Origin of the sequence: Paraburkholderia dipogonis, assembly GCF_042680985.1 — a bacterium.
GTDB classification, from domain to species: Bacteria; Pseudomonadota; Gammaproteobacteria; order Burkholderiales; family Burkholderiaceae; genus Paraburkholderia; species Paraburkholderia phytofirmans.
Window position 1 is genome coordinate 622515 of the sequence record NZ_JBHUFR010000010.1, and the last position, 17517, is coordinate 640031.

The window sequence follows — 17517 nt, forward strand, 5'->3', positions numbered from 1 at the left end:
GGCCTGGCGTGGCGCGGCGTCGCGCACGGCCCACTAGCACTCTGTAAGCGTACCGATTGCACAGCCACCGCGGCCGCACGATAGCCGGGATCTCAAACGTAAGTTCAACGATCCGCTGCGGGCCTTCACACGCGAGCGAAGAAACTAACGCTCACGTCATCCCGCAGCTCCTCCACTCACTCACGCTCCATTACGCCGGAATAAAAAAAGCGAGCCCGCGGACTCGCCTTTCTTCACATCGCGCAAGCTGCGCGCAGCATTATTCGAAGCGTCCCGTGCGCGCCATTTCCATCAGACGGGCGATACGTTCCTCGGTGGCCGGGTGTGTGGAGAACAGATTCGCGATGCCGCCGCCGGACAGCGGATTCATGATCATCATCTGCGCGGTGGCCGGATGCTGCTCGGCTGTGGGAAACGGAATCCCGCTCGCATAACGATGAATCTTGTCGAGCGCCGAAGCGAGCGCTTGCGGATCGCCGGAAATCTGCGCGCCGCCGCGATCGGCCTCGAATTCGCGTGCGCGCGAAATCGCCATCTGGATCAGCGCGCCCGCGATCGGCGCCAGCAGCGCGACGGCAATGCCCGCGATTGGGTTCGTGGAACGGCCGTTTTCGTCGCGGCTGCCGAAGAACATCGCAAAGTTCGCCAGCGCGGAAATGGCGCCAGCCATGGTGGCCGAAATGGTCGAGATCAGAATGTCGCGATGCTTCACGTGCGAGAGTTCGTGCGCCATGACCCCGCGCATCTCACGCTCGGACAGCACGCGAAGAATGCCGGTGGTGGCGGCGACCGCCGCATGCTCCGGATTGCGGCCGGTGGCGAACGCGTTCGGCGCGTCTTCATTGATCAGGTAGACGCGCGGCATGGGCAGGCCCGCGCGCGTAGAGAGTTCGCGCACCATACGATAGAACTGCGGCGCACTGGTTTCGTCGACTTCCTGCGCGTTGTACATGCGCAGGACCATCTTGTCCGAGAACCAGTACGAAAAGAAATTCATCCCAAGGGCGATCACGAGCGCGATCGTCATGCCACGCGACCCGCCGATCATCCCGCCGATCACGATGAAAAGGGCCGTGATCGCGGCCATCAACATCGCGGTTTTGACCCAATTGAACATGTCTGCAACTCCTTGCCCTAACGCGGGTTCATATCTGCGCCGCGTGATCGCGGCGCCCGATTGTAAGCGAAATGTTAGATATGGGCGCGTCGGAAAAATTCAATCATCTTGATGCGGTGGCGAGCTTGATACCCAAGCCGACAAAAGCGCTGCCGACGCCGCGATCCAGCCACTTCTTCACGGACGGCTGGCCAGAGAAACGCCGCGTCACACTGCCCGCGATCCACGCGACAAAACTGTTCCAGACCATGCTCATCATGACGAACACCGCGCCCAGCGTGAGGAAGGCGAGCGCTTTGTGGTCGCTGCCGGTGGTCACGAATTGCGGGAAGAACGACACGAAAAACAGCACCACCTTGGGGTTCAGAACGTTAGTCCAGAAGCCTTGCAGGAAAAGCTGACGTAGCGACTTGGGCGCGCCGGCCGCGCGCGCTTCGCCCGCGGCGTCACCGGCGGCAGCCGGCTTGGCGAAGAGCAGGCGCACGCCGAGATACATCAGATAAATAGCGCCGACGAACTTGATAACCGTAAATGCGGTGGCCGACGCGGCCAGCAACGCGGTCAAGCCGAACGCGCAGGCCAGCGAGTGAACGCAGCAGCCGGCGGAAATGCCAAGCGCCGACATGAGCCCGGCGCCGCGGCCTTGAGCGACACTGCGCCCGACGATGTAAGCCGTATCGGGACCGGGCGTCACGTTCAGAAGAAAGACCGCGACGACGAAAAACTCGAAATGGGTGATGCCGAACATGTGAATCCTCGAAATTCAGGCTATTGCATGGAGGATTCTAACGCGCGGCCGGTCTGTCCAGCGGGGTCTCGAACATCGGCCGAATGGACGATGTTCGAGCCACACGCAACGGTGTTACTTTGCTTCGGGAAGTTGAAAGCGCTGCCCCACAGCCAGCGTCGAGCCGGCCAGGAATTCGCGCACCGGCAGGCGTTTGCCACCGGGTTTCTGCAATTGCGTGATACGCAGCGCGCCTTCGCCGCAGGCGACGACTACGCCTTCGGGAGAAACGTCGGTGATCGTGCCCGGTGCGCCGTGGGCTTGCGTATCACTGGCAACCGCGGCCCAGAGCTTGATCGACGTGCCGTCTTCAAGCGTGGCCACACCGCCGGGGAATGGATCGAACGCGCGCACCTGCCGCGCCAGCACCGCCGCCGGACGGCGCCAGTCGAGCGCGGCTTCGTGTTTGCCGATCTTTTCCGCGTAAGTCAAGCCTTCCGCGGGTTGCGGCGTTGCCACCAGTTTGCCGGTGCGCTCGAGTTCGATCAGCGCTGCGACGATCAGCTTCGCGCCGTCTTGCGCTAGACGGTCGTGCAAGGTAGCCGTGGTGTCGTCGGCGGTAATCGCGGTGCGTGCTTCGGAGATCATCGCGCCTGTGTCCAGGCCGACGTCCATCTGCATCAGCGTGATGCCGGTTCCGGCGTCGCCCGCTTCGATCGCGCGATGAATCGGCGCGGCGCCGCGCCAGCGCGGCAGCAACGACGCGTGAATGTTGATACAGCCGAGCGGTGGGATATCGAGCACTTCCTGCGGGAGGATCAGCCCGTAAGCCGCCACGACCATGACGTCATGCGGCGTGACGCGCAGCTGATCGATCGCGGCAGCGGCTTCGGACGGATATTTGCCGGCGCGGCGCAGGGAAGGTGGCTGGGCGACGGCCAGTCCGTGCTCCTGCGCATAGCGCTTGACCGGGCTCGCCTGCAATTTCATTCCGCGCCCGGCGGGCCGGTCCGGCTGGGTCAATACGAGCGGCACGTGGAAACCCGCGCTGTGGATCGCGGCCAGCGCGGCCGCGGCGAACTCCGGCGTACCGGCAAAGATGACGCGCAACGAATGACTCATGAACGGGGGCGGTAGGCGAGGTGAACGCGCATTACATCGCGTGGGCGAGCTTCTTCATCTTGCTCTTGATGCGCGTCTGCTTCAGCGACGACAGGTATTCGACGAACACGCGGCCCATCAGGTGATCCATTTCGTGCTGGATGCACACCGCGAGGAGGCCTTCGCAGTCCATCTCGAAGGTCTCGCCCTTCTCGTTGAGCGCCCGCACGCGCACTTTCTCGGCGCGCTCGACGTTGTCGTAAATGCCTGGCACCGAAAGACAGCCCTCTTCCGAGAGCTTCCTTTCGTCGCTCGACCAGATGATTTCGGGGTTGATGAAGGCGAGCAGTTCGTTGTGGTCGTCCGACACGTCGATCGTAATCACGCGCTCGTGCACGTCCACCTGGGTCGCGGCCAGGCCGACGCCCGGCGCGGCGTACATGGTTTCGGCCATGTCCTTGACGAGGCGGCGGATACGGTCGTTGACCGCTTCGACCGGCTTGGCGATCTTGTGCAGCCGTTTGTCCGGGTAATTGAGGATGTTGAGTAAAGCCATGATCTCGAGTGTGATTTTCGGGCGCCGCTGACCGGTTGAAGGCTCGCGTTGGCCTTTCGGCCAGGTTGTGAGCACGTCGCGTTGCGCGGAGGATAGATGGTGTCGAACCGGTTCGATTCAACGCGCTCCGTGCGCTATACGACGAGCCCGCGCGGGTGGGCGCGGCGCTGCGGTTATTTCGGATGATGAAAATTTTAGCATGGCGCCCGCCTGCCCGCTGGCCCTGTAGGAGGATCGACCCGCAATGCACACCTTGCCTGCAACCGATATTGAACTTGCCGCCTGGCTGCGGCTGGCACTCGCGCCGGGGCTGAAACCCGGGGCGCTGCGCTTATTGCTCGGCGCTTTCGGGTTGCCTGAAGCGATATTCGGGCATGCGCCCGAGGCGCTCGCCGAAATTGCCGGCGCCGCCGCGGCAAACGCAGCGCTGGCGCCGACAGGCCCCGATTTCGACGCCCAGCTGGACGCGGTCATCGCGTGGCGCGAGCAACCCGGCAATCAGGTCGTGACACTCGACGACCCCGCATATCCGCCGGCGCTGCTGACCATGCCCGATCCGCCGCCGCTGCTATATATAAAGGGCCGGTTGAACCTGCTGCACACGCGAGCGGTCGCCCTCGTGGGGAGCCGCAGCGCGACGCCGCAAGGCGTCGAAGACGCGGAGCGCTTTGCGCGCGAGCTGTCGGTGGCCGGTGTCACCGTCGTCTCCGGGCTCGCGCTCGGTATCGACGGCGCCGCGCATCGGGGCGGCCTGCAAGGCATCGGTGGAACTGTCGCCGTGATCGGTACCGGCGCGGACCTCGTGTATCCGGCCGCGCATCACGCGCTCGCGCGGCAGATCGCGGTGCAGGGCGCGATTCTCTCCGAATGGCCGCTCGGCACGCCCGCGCGCGCCGCCCATTTTCCGCAGCGTAACCGTCTGATCGCCGGCCTCGTCAGCGGCGTGGTGATCGTCGAAGCGGCGATGCGCTCCGGTTCGCTGATCACGGCGCGGCTCGCCAACGAGATGGGACGCGATATCTTCGCGTTGCCGGGTTCGATACACGCGCCGCTGTCGCGCGGGTGTCATCGAATCATCAAGCAGGGCGCGAAGCTGGTGGAAACGCCCGATGAAGTGCTGGAGGAGCTGGGTTTCGCGCGGCAGGCGGCACCGCGAGCGGCTTCGGGTTCGGCGCATGCCATCTTCTCGAACCATGCTTATCCGCGAAATACGCCGGCGGGCAGCGGCGCGGCGCCGGATCGGGCACACCTGGCTGCGCTTCAGCCGGCAGAAGCATCTCCAGCCGAATCAGCAGGTACGCCATTGGCCGCCACACCGCCCTCTCCGCCGGCCAATCCCGAGGCGCAGCGCCTCCTCGCCGCGCTCGGCCATTCGCCCACCACGCTTGAAATTCTCGCGACCCGTACCGAGATGGAGGATGCGGATCTGCAAACCGCCTTGCTGCAACTCGAACTCGCCGGCCAGGTGACCATGCTGCCCGGCGGCCGCTTCATGCGAGCTAGCCACGGCCGACCCCGCATTGATCAGAGTTGACCACCATTCGCGATCGGCCATGCTACATTCGCGCCAAAGCACCTGACAAAAGTACGCAAGGAACCACGATGCCCGCGCTAAACCTCGACACCGACCAAGACCGGATCGCCGAGCGCGTCAACGAACCCGACACGCTGTTCGTTGCCTGCCTGTGCGCGGAATGGTGTGGAACCTGCCGCGAGTATCGTGACGCTTTCGACAAGCTGGCCGACCGACACCCGGAAGTCTGTTTCGCATGGATCGATATCGAGACCCATGCGGACCGGTTCGAGGATCTGGATGTGGAGAACTTTCCGACCATCCTGATCGAAGATTCGGTTACGACGCGGTTCTTCGGTACGGTTTTGCCGCAGGCGGCGATTGTGGAACGGATGTTGTCTGATCTGACGGCCGTGCCCGGCGTCAGCGGTGCGCCGAAACTGCGGCCCGCGCTGGCGATTGCGTGATTCAGACCCGGCTGTTCGCTAGCCCGGCGGCCCGGGCGTTGCGAGCGGTGTACACGGCGTTTGCCGCAGCTTGCCCAATGCCTGAGCAGGCAATTATGATTTCGCGCTTTTAGGGCACTTGACACGCCGGTCTCGCGCCGTGTGCTATAAAGCGGTCGTTAATGGGTCGCAAAGGTCGCAAACGAGGGTCGCGCTAACAGAAGCGCACTCACGGCCATCAACCCTGATCTACCAACCTCACATCGAGTCATGTCCAAAGCACTGATCATCGCCGAAAAGCCTTCCGTCGCGAACGACATCGCGCGCGCTTTGGGCGGCTTTACCAAGCATGACGAATACTACGAGAGCGACGACTACGTCCTCTCCTCGGCAGTCGGCCATCTGCTGGAAATTGCCGCGCCCGAAGACTACGAAGTCAAACGCGGCAAGTGGAGTTTCGCCAATCTGCCCGTCATTCCGCCGCACTTCGATCTCAACCCGATCGCCAAGAGCGAGTCGCGCCTGAAGGTGCTGACCAAGCTGCTCAAGCGCAAGGACGTCGACCGCCTGATCAACGCATGTGACGCTGGGCGCGAGGGCGAGCTGATTTTCCGCCTGATCGCGCAGCACGCGAAAGCCAAGCAGCCGGTGCAGCGCCTGTGGCTGCAATCCATGACGGCGGGCTCGATCCGCGACGGCTTCGCCCGCTTGCGCAGCGACGAAGAGATGCAGCCGCTCGCCGATGCGGCGCGCTGCCGCTCGGAGGCGGACTGGCTGGTCGGCATCAACGGCACGCGGGCCATGACCGCGTTCAACAGCAAGGGCGGCGGCTTCTTCCTGACCACGGTCGGGCGGGTGCAGACGCCGACGCTGTCGATCGTCGTCGAGCGCGAAGAAAAGATTCGCCGCTTCGTGCCGCGCGATTATTGGGAAGTGAAAGCGGAATTCGTCTGCTCGGCCGGCTTCTACGAAGGCCGCTGGTTCGATCCGAAATTCAAGCGCGACGAGTTCGATCCGGAAAAACGCGATTCGCGTCTGTGGGCGCTGCCCGCGGCTGAAACGATCGTCGCCGCCTGCCGCGGCCAGATCGGCACGGTGACCGAAGAATCGAAGCCGTCCACGCAACTGTCGCCGGCGCTGTTCGACCTGACCAGCTTGCAGCGTGAAGCCAACGGCCGCTTCGGCTTCTCGGCGAAGAACACCTTGGGCCTCGCCCAGGCGCTGTACGAAAAGCATAAGGTGCTGACCTATCCCCGTACCGACGCGCGCGCGCTGCCGGAAGACTACATGGATACGGTCAAAGAGACGCTCGGCATGCTCAAGGAGAGCAACAACTATCTGCCGTTCGCCAAGCAGGTGCTCGACAAGGGCTGGGTGAAGCCGAACAAGCGCATCTTCGACAACTCCAAGATCAGCGACCACTTCGCGATCATCCCGACGCTGCAGGCGCCGAAGAATCTGTCAGAGCCGGAACAGAAGCTTTACGACCTCGTCGTGAAGCGCTTCCTCGCGGTATTCTTCCCCGCCGCCGAATACAAGGTGACGACGCGGATCACGGAAGTGGTCGGCCATCACTTCAAGACCGAGGGCAAGGTGCTGGTCGAACCGGGCTGGTTGCAGGTCTACGGCCGCGAGATCAGCGGAGAAGACGCGAACCTCGTGCCGGTACAGAAAGACGAGAAGGTCAAGACCGACAAGATCGCCGCCCAGCAACTGGTGACGAAACCGCCGGCACGCTACAACGAAGCAACCTTGCTGTCGGCCATGGAAGGCGCGGGCAAGCTCGTCGAAGACGACGAACTGCGCGAAGCCATGGCGGCCAAGGGTCTCGGCACGCCGGCCACGCGCGCCGCGATAATCGAAGGTCTGCTAGGTGAGAAGTATCTGATCCGCGAAGGCCGCGATCTGATTCCGACCGCCAAGGCGTTCCAGCTCATGACGCTGTTGCGCGGTCTCGGCGTGAAGGAACTCACGGCGCCCGAATTGACCGGCGAATGGGAGTACAAGCTCTCGCAAATGGAACGCGGCAATCTGCCGCGCGACGCGTTCATGCAGGAAATCGCCCGCATGACGCAGACCATCGTCAAACGTGCGAAAGAGTACGATTCCGACACGATCCCGGGCGATTACGCGACGTTGCAGACGCCGTGTCCGAATTGCGGCGGGCAGGTGAAGGAAAATTACCGGCGCTTTGCCTGCTCGAAATGCGAGTTCTCGATTTCGAAAATTCCGGGCGGACGTCAGTTTGAAATTCCGGAAGTCGAAGAACTGCTGCAGAACAAGACGATTGGTCCGCTGTCGGGATTCCGTAGCAAGATGGGCCGCCCGTTCTCGGCGATCCTGAAGCTCTCGCTCGACGACGAGATCAAGAACTACAAACTCGAATTCGACTTCGGCCAGGATGCGGGCGGCGAAGACGGCGAACCGCCTGACTTCTCCGATCAGCAGCCGGTCGGCGCCTGCCCGAAGTGCAAGGGCCGCGTGTTTGAGCACGGCATGAGCTACGTCTGTGAAAACTCGGTCGCCAATCCGAAAACTTGCGACTTCCGCTCTGGCAAGGTGATCCTGCAGCAGGAAATTGCTCGCGAACAAATGGCCAAGCTGCTCGAAGAAGGCCGCACGGATCTGCTGACGAACTTCAAGTCGTCGCGTACCGGCCGCAACTTCAAGGCGTTCCTCGTCAAGCAGAACGACGGCAAGATCGGTTTCGAGTTCGAAAAGAAGGAGCCGTCGGCGAAGACTGCCGCGAAGACGGCGGCAGCGAAGTCGGCTGCCAAGGCCGCCCCGGAAGCTGAGTCCGACGACGATGAAGTGTCGGTGGCCGTGAAGGCTGCGCCGGCAGCCAAAAAGGCGGCGGCGAAGAAAGCGCCGGCCACCAAGACTGCCGCGGCCAAGAAAGCACCCGCCAAGAAAGCGGTGGCGCGCAAAACCGGCTCGTAAGTCGAACTGGCGGCGGGAAGGCCGGAAGAGGATTCGCTTCCGGCTTGTTTCATTTGAGCTTGCCATGAAAAAAGGCGCGATCACATAAGTGACCGCGCCTTTTTGTTTGTCCGCCGGAAAGCGCCTATCGGCGGCTTTGCTGGCTTGATCGATTCGCCGTTTACAACGGCGACAAAGCCGTAGGCCGGGTGCGAGGCGTCGTTTTGGCCAACGTCTTCGGCAGCGGCGATAACTCGCTGTCCAGCAGCCGCGAGAGCGGCTCAGCGCCGTCGAACGCTTCCGGCGGCATGGGATCCGCGGAATCGAGCGCCGTCGTCGTGGCGGCCCGGCCCAAGCCGTCCTCCTTGATCCACTGTTCACCCAGCAGGCTATTCGGCGTCTGGCTGAAATGCTCAACCAGATGGTCAATGAACGTGCGCACCTTTGCCGGCAAGTGACGGCGGCTCGGATACGCGATGTTGATCTCGACTTGCGGCAGCCGGTAATCGCCGAGCAAACGCACGAGCCTGCCGCGCGTCATGTCGCGGCCGATCAGATAGCTCGGCAGGATCGCGATACCCATGCCGAGCAACGCAAACTGACGTAGCATTTCCGTATTGTTCGCGACGATCACATTCGACGGACGCACGCGCACTTCGCCTTCCGGGCCGGTGAACACGCGCTCGTCGCCCCAATATTCGGAAGGCAGGCTCAGGCACGGATGCTCGAGCAGATGCTCCGGACGCGTGGGCATGCCGTGCTTCTCCAGGTAAGCCGGCGTGGCGCACACCGTCATGCAACCCGTGGTGAGGCGCCGCGTGACGATACTTGCGCTGCGCATTTGCCGCGCGATCACCACGCCAACGTCGAAGCCTTCTTCGACCAGATCCACCTGACGGTCGACCAGCGTGACATCGGGAATGACTTTCGGATAGCGCTCCGCGTACGTCTGGAGCACGGGCGCCAGATTGTGCAACCCGAACACGACCGGCGCGACGATTCGCAACGTGCCGACGGGTTCGTGATTGCGCGCGACCACCATCTGCTCGACGTCTTCCAGTTCGTCGAGAATCTGGCGCGCGCGCTCGAGATAAACCTGACCTGATTCGGTCAAAGACAAGCTGCGGGTGGTGCGATTGAGCAGCCGCGTACCTAGACGGCCTTCGAGGTCCGCAACGTGACGGGTGGCAACTGCGTTGGAAATATCCATCGCGCTCGCAGCGCGGGCAAAACTGCCGAGATCCGCCACTTTGACGAAAACTCGCATCGACTGCAAATGATCCATGGGACAACTCCTGCCGTGTTACAGCTTCCTGACAATCGGTGAAAACCAGTGAAGCGAACTTGGAATTCTCCTACGACTCGCGAAATCATGCAGAAGTTGCCCGCGAAAGCGGAAATATTGTCAATATTCGTGCGACTGTACTCCCTAATGTGGGGCGTGATCGCCGATTGTTCCTCGAAAGGAAACAATCTGCTGCAGTGCAGCTTGAACTGTCTTTTTTGTTCGAACAGACGCAAGGTGGCGCCGACGTTGTAAAAATCAGAAAACTCGTCATGCCGGACAGGCTGCAATAAAAAAAACCGCCCGAAGGCGGTTTCCGTGCGAAGTGAACACTCACCTGATCATGCGGCAAGCTTCTGTTCAAGTGCGCGCTTGGCCTCGGTCAGCGCCGTTGGCAGGCCTTGTTGCAATGTGTCAAACAGCTCGGCGTGCAGCGCCAGTTCCGCGCGCCAGGCTGCGTCGTCGACGGAAATGACCTGCTCGAATTGCTCACGGCTGAAATTCAGGCCGCTCCAGTCGATGTCCTCGTAGTGCGGCGACACGCCGAAAGCATGCTCCTCACCCTGAGCCGAGCCTTCGATCCGGCCGACCATCCAGCTCAACACCCGCATGTTCTCGCCAAAGCCCGGCCATACGAACTTGCCGTCAGCGCCCTTGCGGAACCAGTTGACACAGAAGATTCTCGGCAGCTTCGCGTTCAATTGCTCCAGACGCTCGCCGGTTTTCAGCCAGTGACCGAAGTAGTCGCTCATGTTGTAGCCGCAGAACGGCAGCATCGCGAACGGGTCGCGGCGCACCACGCCCTGCTGGCCGGCCGCAGCGGCGGTCGTTTCGGAGCCCATGGTCGCGGCCATGTAGACGCCTTCCACCCAGTTGCGCGCTTCGGTGACGAGCGGCACGGTGGTAGAGCGGCGCCCGCCGAAGATGAACGCGTCGATCGCGACGCCCGCCGGATTTTCCCAGTCGGGGTCGATCGACGGGCATTGCGAGGCCGGCGCCGTAAAGCGCGCGTTCGGGTGCGCGGCCTTACGGCCGCTTTCCTTCGCGCTGGCCGGCGTCCAGTCCTTGCCTTGCCAGTCGATCAGGTGCGCGGGCGCATCGTCCGTCATGCCTTCCCACCAGACGTCGCCGTCGTCGGTGAGCGCGACGTTGGTGAAGATCACGTTTTCCTTCAACGTGGCCATGGCGTTGAAGTTGGTCTTCTCGCTCGTGCCCGGCGCCACGCCGAAGTAGCCGGCTTCCGGATTGATCGCGTATAGGCGGCCGTCCTTGCCCGGTTTGATCCAGGCGATATCGTCGCCGATCGTGGAGATTTTCCAGCCGTTCAGGCCTTCCGGCGGAATCAGCATCGCAAAGTTGGTCTTGCCGCACGCCGACGGAAACGCCGCCGCGACATGATGCTTGCGGCCTTCCGGCGAGGTCACGCCGAGAACCAGCATGTGTTCGGCGAGCCAGCCTTCGTCGCGGCCCATGGTCGAAGCAATGCGCAACGCGAAACACTTTTTGCCCAGCAGCGCGTTGCCGCCATAGCCCGAGCCATAGCTCCAGATTTCACGCGATTCAGGGAAATGGACGATGTATTTGGTTTCGTTGCACGGCCACGAGACGTCTTTCGCACCGGCCGCGAGCGGCGCGCCGACCGAATGGACGCACGGCACGAACTCGCCGTCTTCGCCGAGGACGTCATAAACCTTGCGGCCCATGCGCGTCATGATGCGCATGTTAGTGACCACGTACGGACTGTCGCTCAGTTCGACGCCGATGTGCGCGATCGGCGAACCGAGCGGGCCCATCGAAAACGGCACCACGTACATGGTGCGACCGCGCATGGCGCCTTCAAACAGGCCGTCGAGCGTGGAGCGCATCTCCGCCGGCGCGACCCAGTTATTGGTGGGACCCGCGTCTTCGCGGCGCTGCGAGCAGATGAAGGTGCGATCTTCGACGCGCGCCACATCGGACGGGTCTGACCATGCGAGATAAGAATTGGGGCGTTTGGCGGGATTGAGTTTCTTGAGTGTGCCTGCTTCGACCATCTGCGCACAAAGCCGGTCGTATTCCTCCTGCGAACCGTCGCACCAGACGATCCTGTCGGGCTTGGTCTTCGCGGCAACGCGCCGGACCCAGTCGATCAGCTTTCGGTGTTTGACCCACGCGGGCGCCTCGATTGTGGGCTGTCCTTCGAATGAGGGGTGGTTCATCGACTTGTCTCCGTTTTGAAAAGCAATGGAAAAACGGTACAAGCCCAGAGACGCTGCATGCGAGAGGCATTCAATTCTTCGCGCCGGGCTGCTGCCACCCGACGCACAATTGTGCAGGTCGTTCCGGGCTACAAAGCCTGTTGAGCGGAGGCGCCAGCCGACGGGCTTCTGCAACCGTCTGTAAAGCGGCTTGCCTCAACACGCAACAAACTGTTAAAAACGATGTCAATCGGCCTTGCCGTGGCGCTGCCATTCTGTGCGGTAGCTACTACGGTAAGGCATTCAGCCAGACCGGCATGTGACCTAGGTCACATGATGGGACAGTCAGCATAACACTCCGTTCCGCACCACCAAGGTGCGTCGCAAGCCACATACCATGAAGATTGCCATCCTCGACGATTACCAGGACGCCGTTCGCAAGCTCGACTGCTTTCAATTGCTGGCCGACCATGAGGTCAAGGTCTTCAACAACACCGTCCGCGGACTCGGCCAGCTGGCAAGCCGTCTTTCCGAAGTCGACGCCCTCGTCCTGATTCGCGAACGTACCCGCATCAGCTCGCAACTCCTCGATAAATTGCCGCGTTTGCGCATGATCAGCCAGACTGGCAAGGTTTCCAGCCATATCGATCTGCACGCCTGTACCGAGCGCGGTATTGCGGTGCTGGAAGGCACCGGCTCACCGTACGCGCCCGCTGAGTTGACGTGGGCTCTTATCATGGCGGCCCAACGGCGGATTCCGCAATACGTAGCAAACCTTAAGCAGGGAGCCTGGCAGCAGTCAGGGTTGAAGACTTCGGCGCTGCCGCCGAACTTCGGTTTGGGCCAGGTGTTGCGCGGCCAGACGCTAGGAATCTGGGGCTACGGCAAAATCGGCAGGCTAGTGGCCGGTTATGGCAAGGCGTTCGGCATGAACGTGCTGATCTGGGGCCGTGAGCATTCGCGCGAAGCCGCTCGTGCTGACGGTTATGGCGTGGCGGAGAGCCGCGAGGCACTGTTCGAGCAGAGCGACGTACTGTCGCTGCACTTGCGCATGCACGACGACACGCGCGGCATCGTCAAGCAGGAAGACCTGATGCGGATGAAGCCGACTGCGCTGCTCGTGAACACGAGCCGTGCCGAGTTGCTCGACGAAAACGCGCTGGTGAATGCGCTGTCGCACAACCGTCCCGGCATGGTCGCGATCGACGTCTACGAAAGCGAGCCGATCTTGCAGGGCTACAGCTTGCTGCGCATGGAAAACGTGATCTGCACGCCGCACATCGGCTATGTGGAACGCGAAAGCTACGAGCAGTATTTCACCGCGGCATTCAAGAACATTCTGGCTTTCGACGCCGGCGACACGAGCAGCGTGGCGAATCCGGAAGCCTTGCAAGGCGGTCGTCGGCGTTAAGAGCCACCGGTTTTTTTACAGCGATAAGAGCGTCGTGCGAATTCGTGCGGCGCTCTTATCGTTTTTTGGCTTTCGCGCTGATGACGCCGCCGCAGCTGTCGCTCAATTCACCGCGCCGCTTCGTGCGCACCGGCTTCCAGCAGATCGGGCATGCGTTCGAGGAAGGTCTCGCCATCGGCACGGCCAAGGTTGTACGCGTGCACCATCTGCGAAGGACTCGTGTAGTCCCAGCTGGAAATCGGCACCTTGCGCGACGGCTGCACATAGAGCCGTTGCTGCACGCCGTGGGGCACGACGAACATCTGCGGCCGCGGATAGAGACGCGTGACCATCACCAGCACGTTGCCCGGCGCCTCGGCGTCGAGTGCGCCGACCGGCACGTTGTCGACCATCCCGCCGTCCAGCACCGGCCGGCCGTTGCGTCGCAAAACCGGCGTGAACGGCGGCGTACTCGAAGACTGCAAAATCAGATCCGCCAGATCCTCGACGCTCGCGCAGTCCTGCGCGCGCACGAATTCCGGATGAAAGCCGAGCGTCTGACCGAGCGTCGGATGCAGCGTCTTGCGCACGTATTTTTCGATGTTGTACGCGATCAGGCCCGCCGCGACCGCGCTGCGCGCGCCGAGCCAGCGCGGCAGATGGGATACGCCGATGCGGATTTCCGGCGCATCGGCGAGCGTCGAAAACTTCTCACCGTAGATGTCGAGCAGCGCCTGACGGTAGATCCGGTAATGCGGAAATACCGACTCGCCGCGCAGCAGATTGCCCCAGTAGGCGTTACGGGTGTTGTGGCGCAGCGCGTCTTGGTAGTAACGCATGACCCAGTCGGAATCGCGCGTGTAGAGCATGCACGCAGTGGCGGCGCCGGCCGAAATGCCGGTGATGACGCGCGGCCGGATCCGCAACTCCGGCTGGATCACATCCCAGAAACCCGCCTGCCACCAGCACCGATTGCCGCCGCCTGCGAATACGACCTGATCGAACATCCTGATTTTTCCTCTAATGCGGCTCTTTGGCCCGTTTAGTCGAGCAGTGCGTAGGTGGTGGTGGCGTGAACGGCCATGTTGCCGGATTCGTCGAATAACTCGACTTCGCCGAACACCAGATTGCGGCCCATGCGCAGCACGCGCGCGGTAATCAGCACGTCGCCTTTGCGTACCGCGCGCATGAAATTGATGTTGAGGGAGACCGTGGTCATCGGCTTGAAACCGCCGAGCGCGGCCGAAATGGCGACGATCATGGCCGTATCCGCCGCGGCCATGAACACCTGCCCGCAGATCACGCCGCCCGCATGACGCAGGCCGCCGGAAAACGGTAGGCGCAGCGTGGCGGCGTCCTCATCGACCTTGACCGGCGTCAGCGTGAGCGCACGCACCCACGGCGCGAGGATGCGGTCGAGCAACTCGATAATCTCTTTGTCATCCATGGCAATCCCCGCTCGAAAGCCGCGCGAGGCTTCGTGCGGCAAGGTGTTCCGCGACATGATACCGGGACGATGCAGCTAGCGCCTTTTTCACGAAGGCGTGCCCATCGAGGAATGCCTCGGGGCCGCAGATGCAGATATTTTTAAGAAATCTGCTAAAGGGACTTGGCAAGCCCGAAAAATTTCTGCATAATTTCGCTTCTGTTGGGGGCGTTAGCTCAGTTGGTAGAGCAGCGGACTCTTAATCCGTAGGTCGAGTGTTCGAGTCACTCACGCCCCACCAAAGATTCAAAGCAAAAAGCCCGGTCCATGCGACCGGGCTTTTTGCGTTTCGGGCGGCGCTCACACACTGCATATCGCCAGCCCACAGTAATTTCCTTCAATACACCCCACCCCTTCGCCCGATACCGTTGACCGTCGCAAATCCTGCGCACATCCGTATCGAGGCACCTGATGACCGCTTTACTCTCCATGGCCGCCTTCGCGCTGGCCAGCTCAATTTCGCCTGGCCCGGTGAATATCGTGGCACTCAGCGCCGGCGCGCAACACGGGCTTGCCGCCAGCATGCGGCATGTCACCGGCGCGACCGTCGGCTTCACCGTGCTGCTTTTACTGATCGGCCTCGGGCTGCATGAACTGCTCGCGCATTTCCCCAACCTGATCACCGTCGTCAAATGGGCGGGCGTGGCTTTCCTGTTCTACATGGCCTACAAACTCGCCATCGACGACGGCCAACTCGGCGCGGACAAACCGGCTCGCGGACCCTCCTTCGCGTATGGCGCGGCGATGCAATGGCTCAACCCGAAAGCCTGGCTCGCGTCGCTGGCCGGCATGGGCGCTTACGCTGCGGACGGCGACGGCAGGCTCGTCTGGCAATTCAGCATCGTGTATTTCGTGATCTGTTATGTGTCGATCGCCAGTTGGGCGTACACAGGCACGTTTCTGCGCAAACACTTGCAGCGACCGCAGCGTGTGAGGTGCTTCAATCGCGTGATGGCGGCATTGCTCGCGGCGAGTGCGCTTTATCTGCTTGCGGCGTGAAGACGCCGCGCGGCCCGCCGATTCAACTGCGATACTGTCCCGGCGTCGCCGCCACCAGCCGCTTGAAGATTCTCTGCAAATGCGCCTGGTCCGCAAAACCGGCGTCGAGTGCGACATCGGCGATCACACGTCCGCGCCGGAGTTGCGCCCGGCTGTATTGAATACGCCGGTTGATCAGATAAGCGTGCGGTGTCATGCCATAGCGTTGCTTGAACGCGCGAATCAAATGCGACGCGGACAACCCGGCCGCCTCGCAAATGTCCTCCAGCTTCAGCGACCGCGTGCAGTTTTCCGCGATGAATTCGGCCGCGCGCGTGAGTTGGCGGCTCGCATCATGATCCAGCAAGACCGCCGGGTTCAGTGCGTTTTGTACTTCAGAGAAAAAAGTGATGGCCGCGCTTTGCTTGCGCAGCATGTCCGCATCACCGTCGACAAGAATCGCGTGCAGCCGGTTCAAGCCGTTGAACAACCCGGCGTCCGTCGTCATGGTCTGCGAGAACGCGCGAAACGCGTGGTTCTCGCTGAAACCCAACTCATGCTGCAGGCCCGTGAGCCAAGCCACATCCACATGCATCATGCGATACGACCAGCGTTCGTCGGCTACCGGATTGCACGCGTGCACGTCGTCCGGATTCATCATGACGACTGCGCCCGCGCCGATCCATTCGCGCGCGTGGCGATTCAGATATTCGCTGCGGCCGCCGGTGACGGCGCCAATCGAGAAGGTTTCGTGCGAGTGTTTCGCGTAGCAGACGTCGCGACCGTCTTCAATGGAACGCACCTCGATGAACGGCAACGCATCGTCGCGCCAGAAGCGCGGCGCAGAAGCGCGTTTCGTTTGAAGTGCCGCCTCCGTAATCTCGCCCATCAGCGCGCTCTCCGATATTTGCGTAGGCCTCGCCGAAGCAAAGCCTACGTATCGTAGCCGCCAAACGCACCATCAACAAGCAGACTCACGACCAACCCGAACACCGAGGCGCACGCAGATACGCGAAAGACTATTTCGCCGACACGTCGATGTTGCCGAGATATTTCGCGGCCAGCGTCTTCACCGTGCCGTCGGCTTGCACCTTAGCAATCGCCGCATTCAAGCGATCACGCAGCGCCGTATCGCCCTTGCGAATCCCATATGCAATGCCGCTGCCGAGAATCTTGTCGTCACGCACCGGTTCGCCGACGAAAGCGTACCCTTCACCGCTCGGCTTCGACAGAAAGCCGGTCTGTCCGGCCGGCGCCAGCACGAGCGTCGCGTCCAGACGCCCAGCCACGAGATCCGTATAAACCTGATTCTGGTCCTGATACGGCACGACGGTCACGCCCGCCGATTCCCAATGCGCCTTCGCGAAGGTTTCCTGAATCGACGCCTGCAGCACGCCCACGCGCTTGCCCTTCAGCGAGGCCGGCGTCGGCAGCAGACCGCTGTCGCGCTTGGCGATCAACTGCGTCGGCACGCGATACACAACGGTCGTGAAATCGATCGCCTGACGACGCGCGTCGGTTGCGTTCATCGCCGAATTGATGGCGTCGAACTTGCGGCCCTGCAGTGCGGGAATCAGCCCGTCGAACGAGGTCTCGACCCATTTGCACGTCATATGCGCGGCCACGCAAACCGCATTGCCGACGTCGATATCCAAGCCTTGCAACTCGCCGCTCGGGCCTTTCGATTCGAACGGCGGATACTGCGCTTCGAGGCCGAAACGCAGCGTATCGGCAGCACTTGCACCCGACGACGCCGCGAGCGACGCGAATGCACAGGCCAGCGCCAAAAGAGGCTTGAGCAATTTCATAGCAGGTCCCTTTT

16 protein-coding genes and 1 tRNA gene are annotated in these 17517 nt (G+C 62.1%); 7 read left to right on the forward strand and 10 right to left on the reverse strand.

Annotation, left to right across the window (positions count from 1 at the left end):
- Nucleotides 1-259: 259 nt before the first annotated feature.
- From htpX to def, 4 genes are all read right to left on the reverse strand, one after another.
- Nucleotides 260-1117, reverse strand: a complete 858-nt coding sequence (gene htpX, locus ACFSNN_RS15330; protein WP_012431382.1) for a zinc metalloprotease HtpX — start codon at nt 1115-1117, stop codon at nt 260-262.
- 103 nt (nt 1118-1220) lie between these two features.
- Complete coding sequence (locus ACFSNN_RS15335; protein WP_134457396.1) at nt 1221-1865, reverse strand: LysE family translocator; 645 nt, start codon at nt 1863-1865, stop codon at nt 1221-1223.
- A gap of 114 nt (nt 1866-1979) precedes the next feature.
- Nucleotides 1980-2966 carry a methionyl-tRNA formyltransferase gene (gene fmt / locus ACFSNN_RS15340; RefSeq protein WP_134457397.1) on the reverse strand — a complete coding sequence of 329 codons (987 nt, stop codon included), beginning with the start codon at nt 2964-2966 and terminating at the stop codon, nt 1980-1982.
- 31 nt (nt 2967-2997) lie between these two features.
- Nucleotides 2998-3501 carry a peptide deformylase gene (def, locus tag ACFSNN_RS15345; protein WP_012431379.1) on the reverse strand — a complete coding sequence of 168 codons (504 nt, stop codon included), beginning with the start codon at nt 3499-3501 and terminating at the stop codon, nt 2998-3000.
- Between the two features lie 244 nt (nt 3502-3745).
- Here def and dprA point away from each other — a divergent pair, with 244 nt between their 5' ends.
- The 3 genes from dprA (at nt 3746) to ACFSNN_RS15360 (ending at nt 8400) form a co-directional block, all read left to right on the forward strand.
- Nucleotides 3746-5035 carry a DNA-processing protein DprA gene (gene dprA, locus ACFSNN_RS15350; RefSeq protein ID WP_134457398.1) on the forward strand — a complete coding sequence of 430 codons (1290 nt, stop codon included), beginning with the start codon at nt 3746-3748 and terminating at the stop codon, nt 5033-5035.
- 68 nt (nt 5036-5103) lie between these two features.
- Entirely contained in the window at nt 5104-5481 is a 378-nt protein-coding gene (locus ACFSNN_RS15355; RefSeq protein ID WP_134459056.1) for a thioredoxin family protein, read from the forward strand.
- Between the two features lie 249 nt (nt 5482-5730).
- Nucleotides 5731-8400, forward strand: coding sequence for a DNA topoisomerase III (locus tag ACFSNN_RS15360; protein ID WP_134457399.1), 2670 nt, complete (start codon nt 5731-5733; stop codon nt 8398-8400).
- A 160-nt stretch (nt 8401-8560) separates the two neighbouring features.
- Here the strand turns inward: ACFSNN_RS15360 and ACFSNN_RS15365 are convergent, their stop codons facing one another.
- Nucleotides 8561-9664, reverse strand: a complete 1104-nt coding sequence (locus ACFSNN_RS15365) for a LysR family transcriptional regulator (protein ID WP_134457400.1) — start codon at nt 9662-9664, stop codon at nt 8561-8563.
- Between the two features lie 38 nt (nt 9665-9702).
- Here ACFSNN_RS15365 and ACFSNN_RS15370 point away from each other — a divergent pair, with 38 nt between their 5' ends.
- Complete coding sequence (locus tag ACFSNN_RS15370) at nt 9703-9957, forward strand: hypothetical protein (protein ID WP_134457401.1); 255 nt, start codon at nt 9703-9705, stop codon at nt 9955-9957.
- Between the two features lie 48 nt (nt 9958-10005).
- Here ACFSNN_RS15370 and ACFSNN_RS15375 read toward each other — a convergent pair whose 3' ends face one another.
- Nucleotides 10006-11862: a phosphoenolpyruvate carboxykinase (GTP) gene (locus ACFSNN_RS15375; RefSeq protein ID WP_134457402.1), complete on the reverse strand. Its 1857-nt coding sequence runs from the start codon at nt 11860-11862 to the stop codon at nt 10006-10008.
- A gap of 376 nt (nt 11863-12238) precedes the next feature.
- Between ACFSNN_RS15375 and ACFSNN_RS15380 the strand changes: the two genes are divergently transcribed.
- On the forward strand, nt 12239-13252 hold the full coding sequence (locus ACFSNN_RS15380; RefSeq protein WP_012431373.1) for a D-2-hydroxyacid dehydrogenase family protein: 1014 nt from the start codon (nt 12239-12241) through the stop codon (nt 13250-13252).
- 107 nt (nt 13253-13359) lie between these two features.
- Here ACFSNN_RS15380 and ACFSNN_RS15385 read toward each other — a convergent pair whose 3' ends face one another.
- Together ACFSNN_RS15385 and ACFSNN_RS15390 are read right to left on the reverse strand one after the other, a co-directional pair.
- A complete protein-coding gene (locus ACFSNN_RS15385) occupies nt 13360-14238 on the reverse strand; it encodes a patatin-like phospholipase family protein (RefSeq protein WP_134457403.1) in 879 nt (292 codons plus the stop codon).
- A gap of 35 nt (nt 14239-14273) precedes the next feature.
- A complete protein-coding gene (locus ACFSNN_RS15390; RefSeq protein ID WP_134457404.1) occupies nt 14274-14678 on the reverse strand; it encodes a PaaI family thioesterase in 405 nt (134 codons plus the stop codon).
- 204 nt (nt 14679-14882) lie between these two features.
- Here ACFSNN_RS15390 and ACFSNN_RS15395 point away from each other — a divergent pair.
- Nucleotides 14883-14958 (forward strand) — tRNA-Lys (locus ACFSNN_RS15395).
- A gap of 170 nt (nt 14959-15128) precedes the next feature.
- Nucleotides 15129-15716: a LysE family translocator gene (locus tag ACFSNN_RS15400; RefSeq protein WP_134457405.1), complete on the forward strand. Its 588-nt coding sequence runs from the start codon at nt 15129-15131 to the stop codon at nt 15714-15716.
- A 22-nt stretch (nt 15717-15738) separates the two neighbouring features.
- Here ACFSNN_RS15400 and ACFSNN_RS15405 read toward each other — a convergent pair whose 3' ends face one another.
- Both ACFSNN_RS15405 and ACFSNN_RS15410 read right to left on the reverse strand, forming a co-directional pair.
- Entirely contained in the window at nt 15739-16584 is an 846-nt protein-coding gene (locus ACFSNN_RS15405; protein WP_134457406.1) for an AraC family transcriptional regulator, read from the reverse strand.
- Nucleotides 16585-16714: 130 nt separating this feature from the next.
- A complete protein-coding gene (locus ACFSNN_RS15410) occupies nt 16715-17503 on the reverse strand; it encodes an ABC transporter substrate-binding protein (protein ID WP_134457407.1) in 789 nt (262 codons plus the stop codon).
- Nucleotides 17504-17517 lie beyond the last annotated feature (14 nt).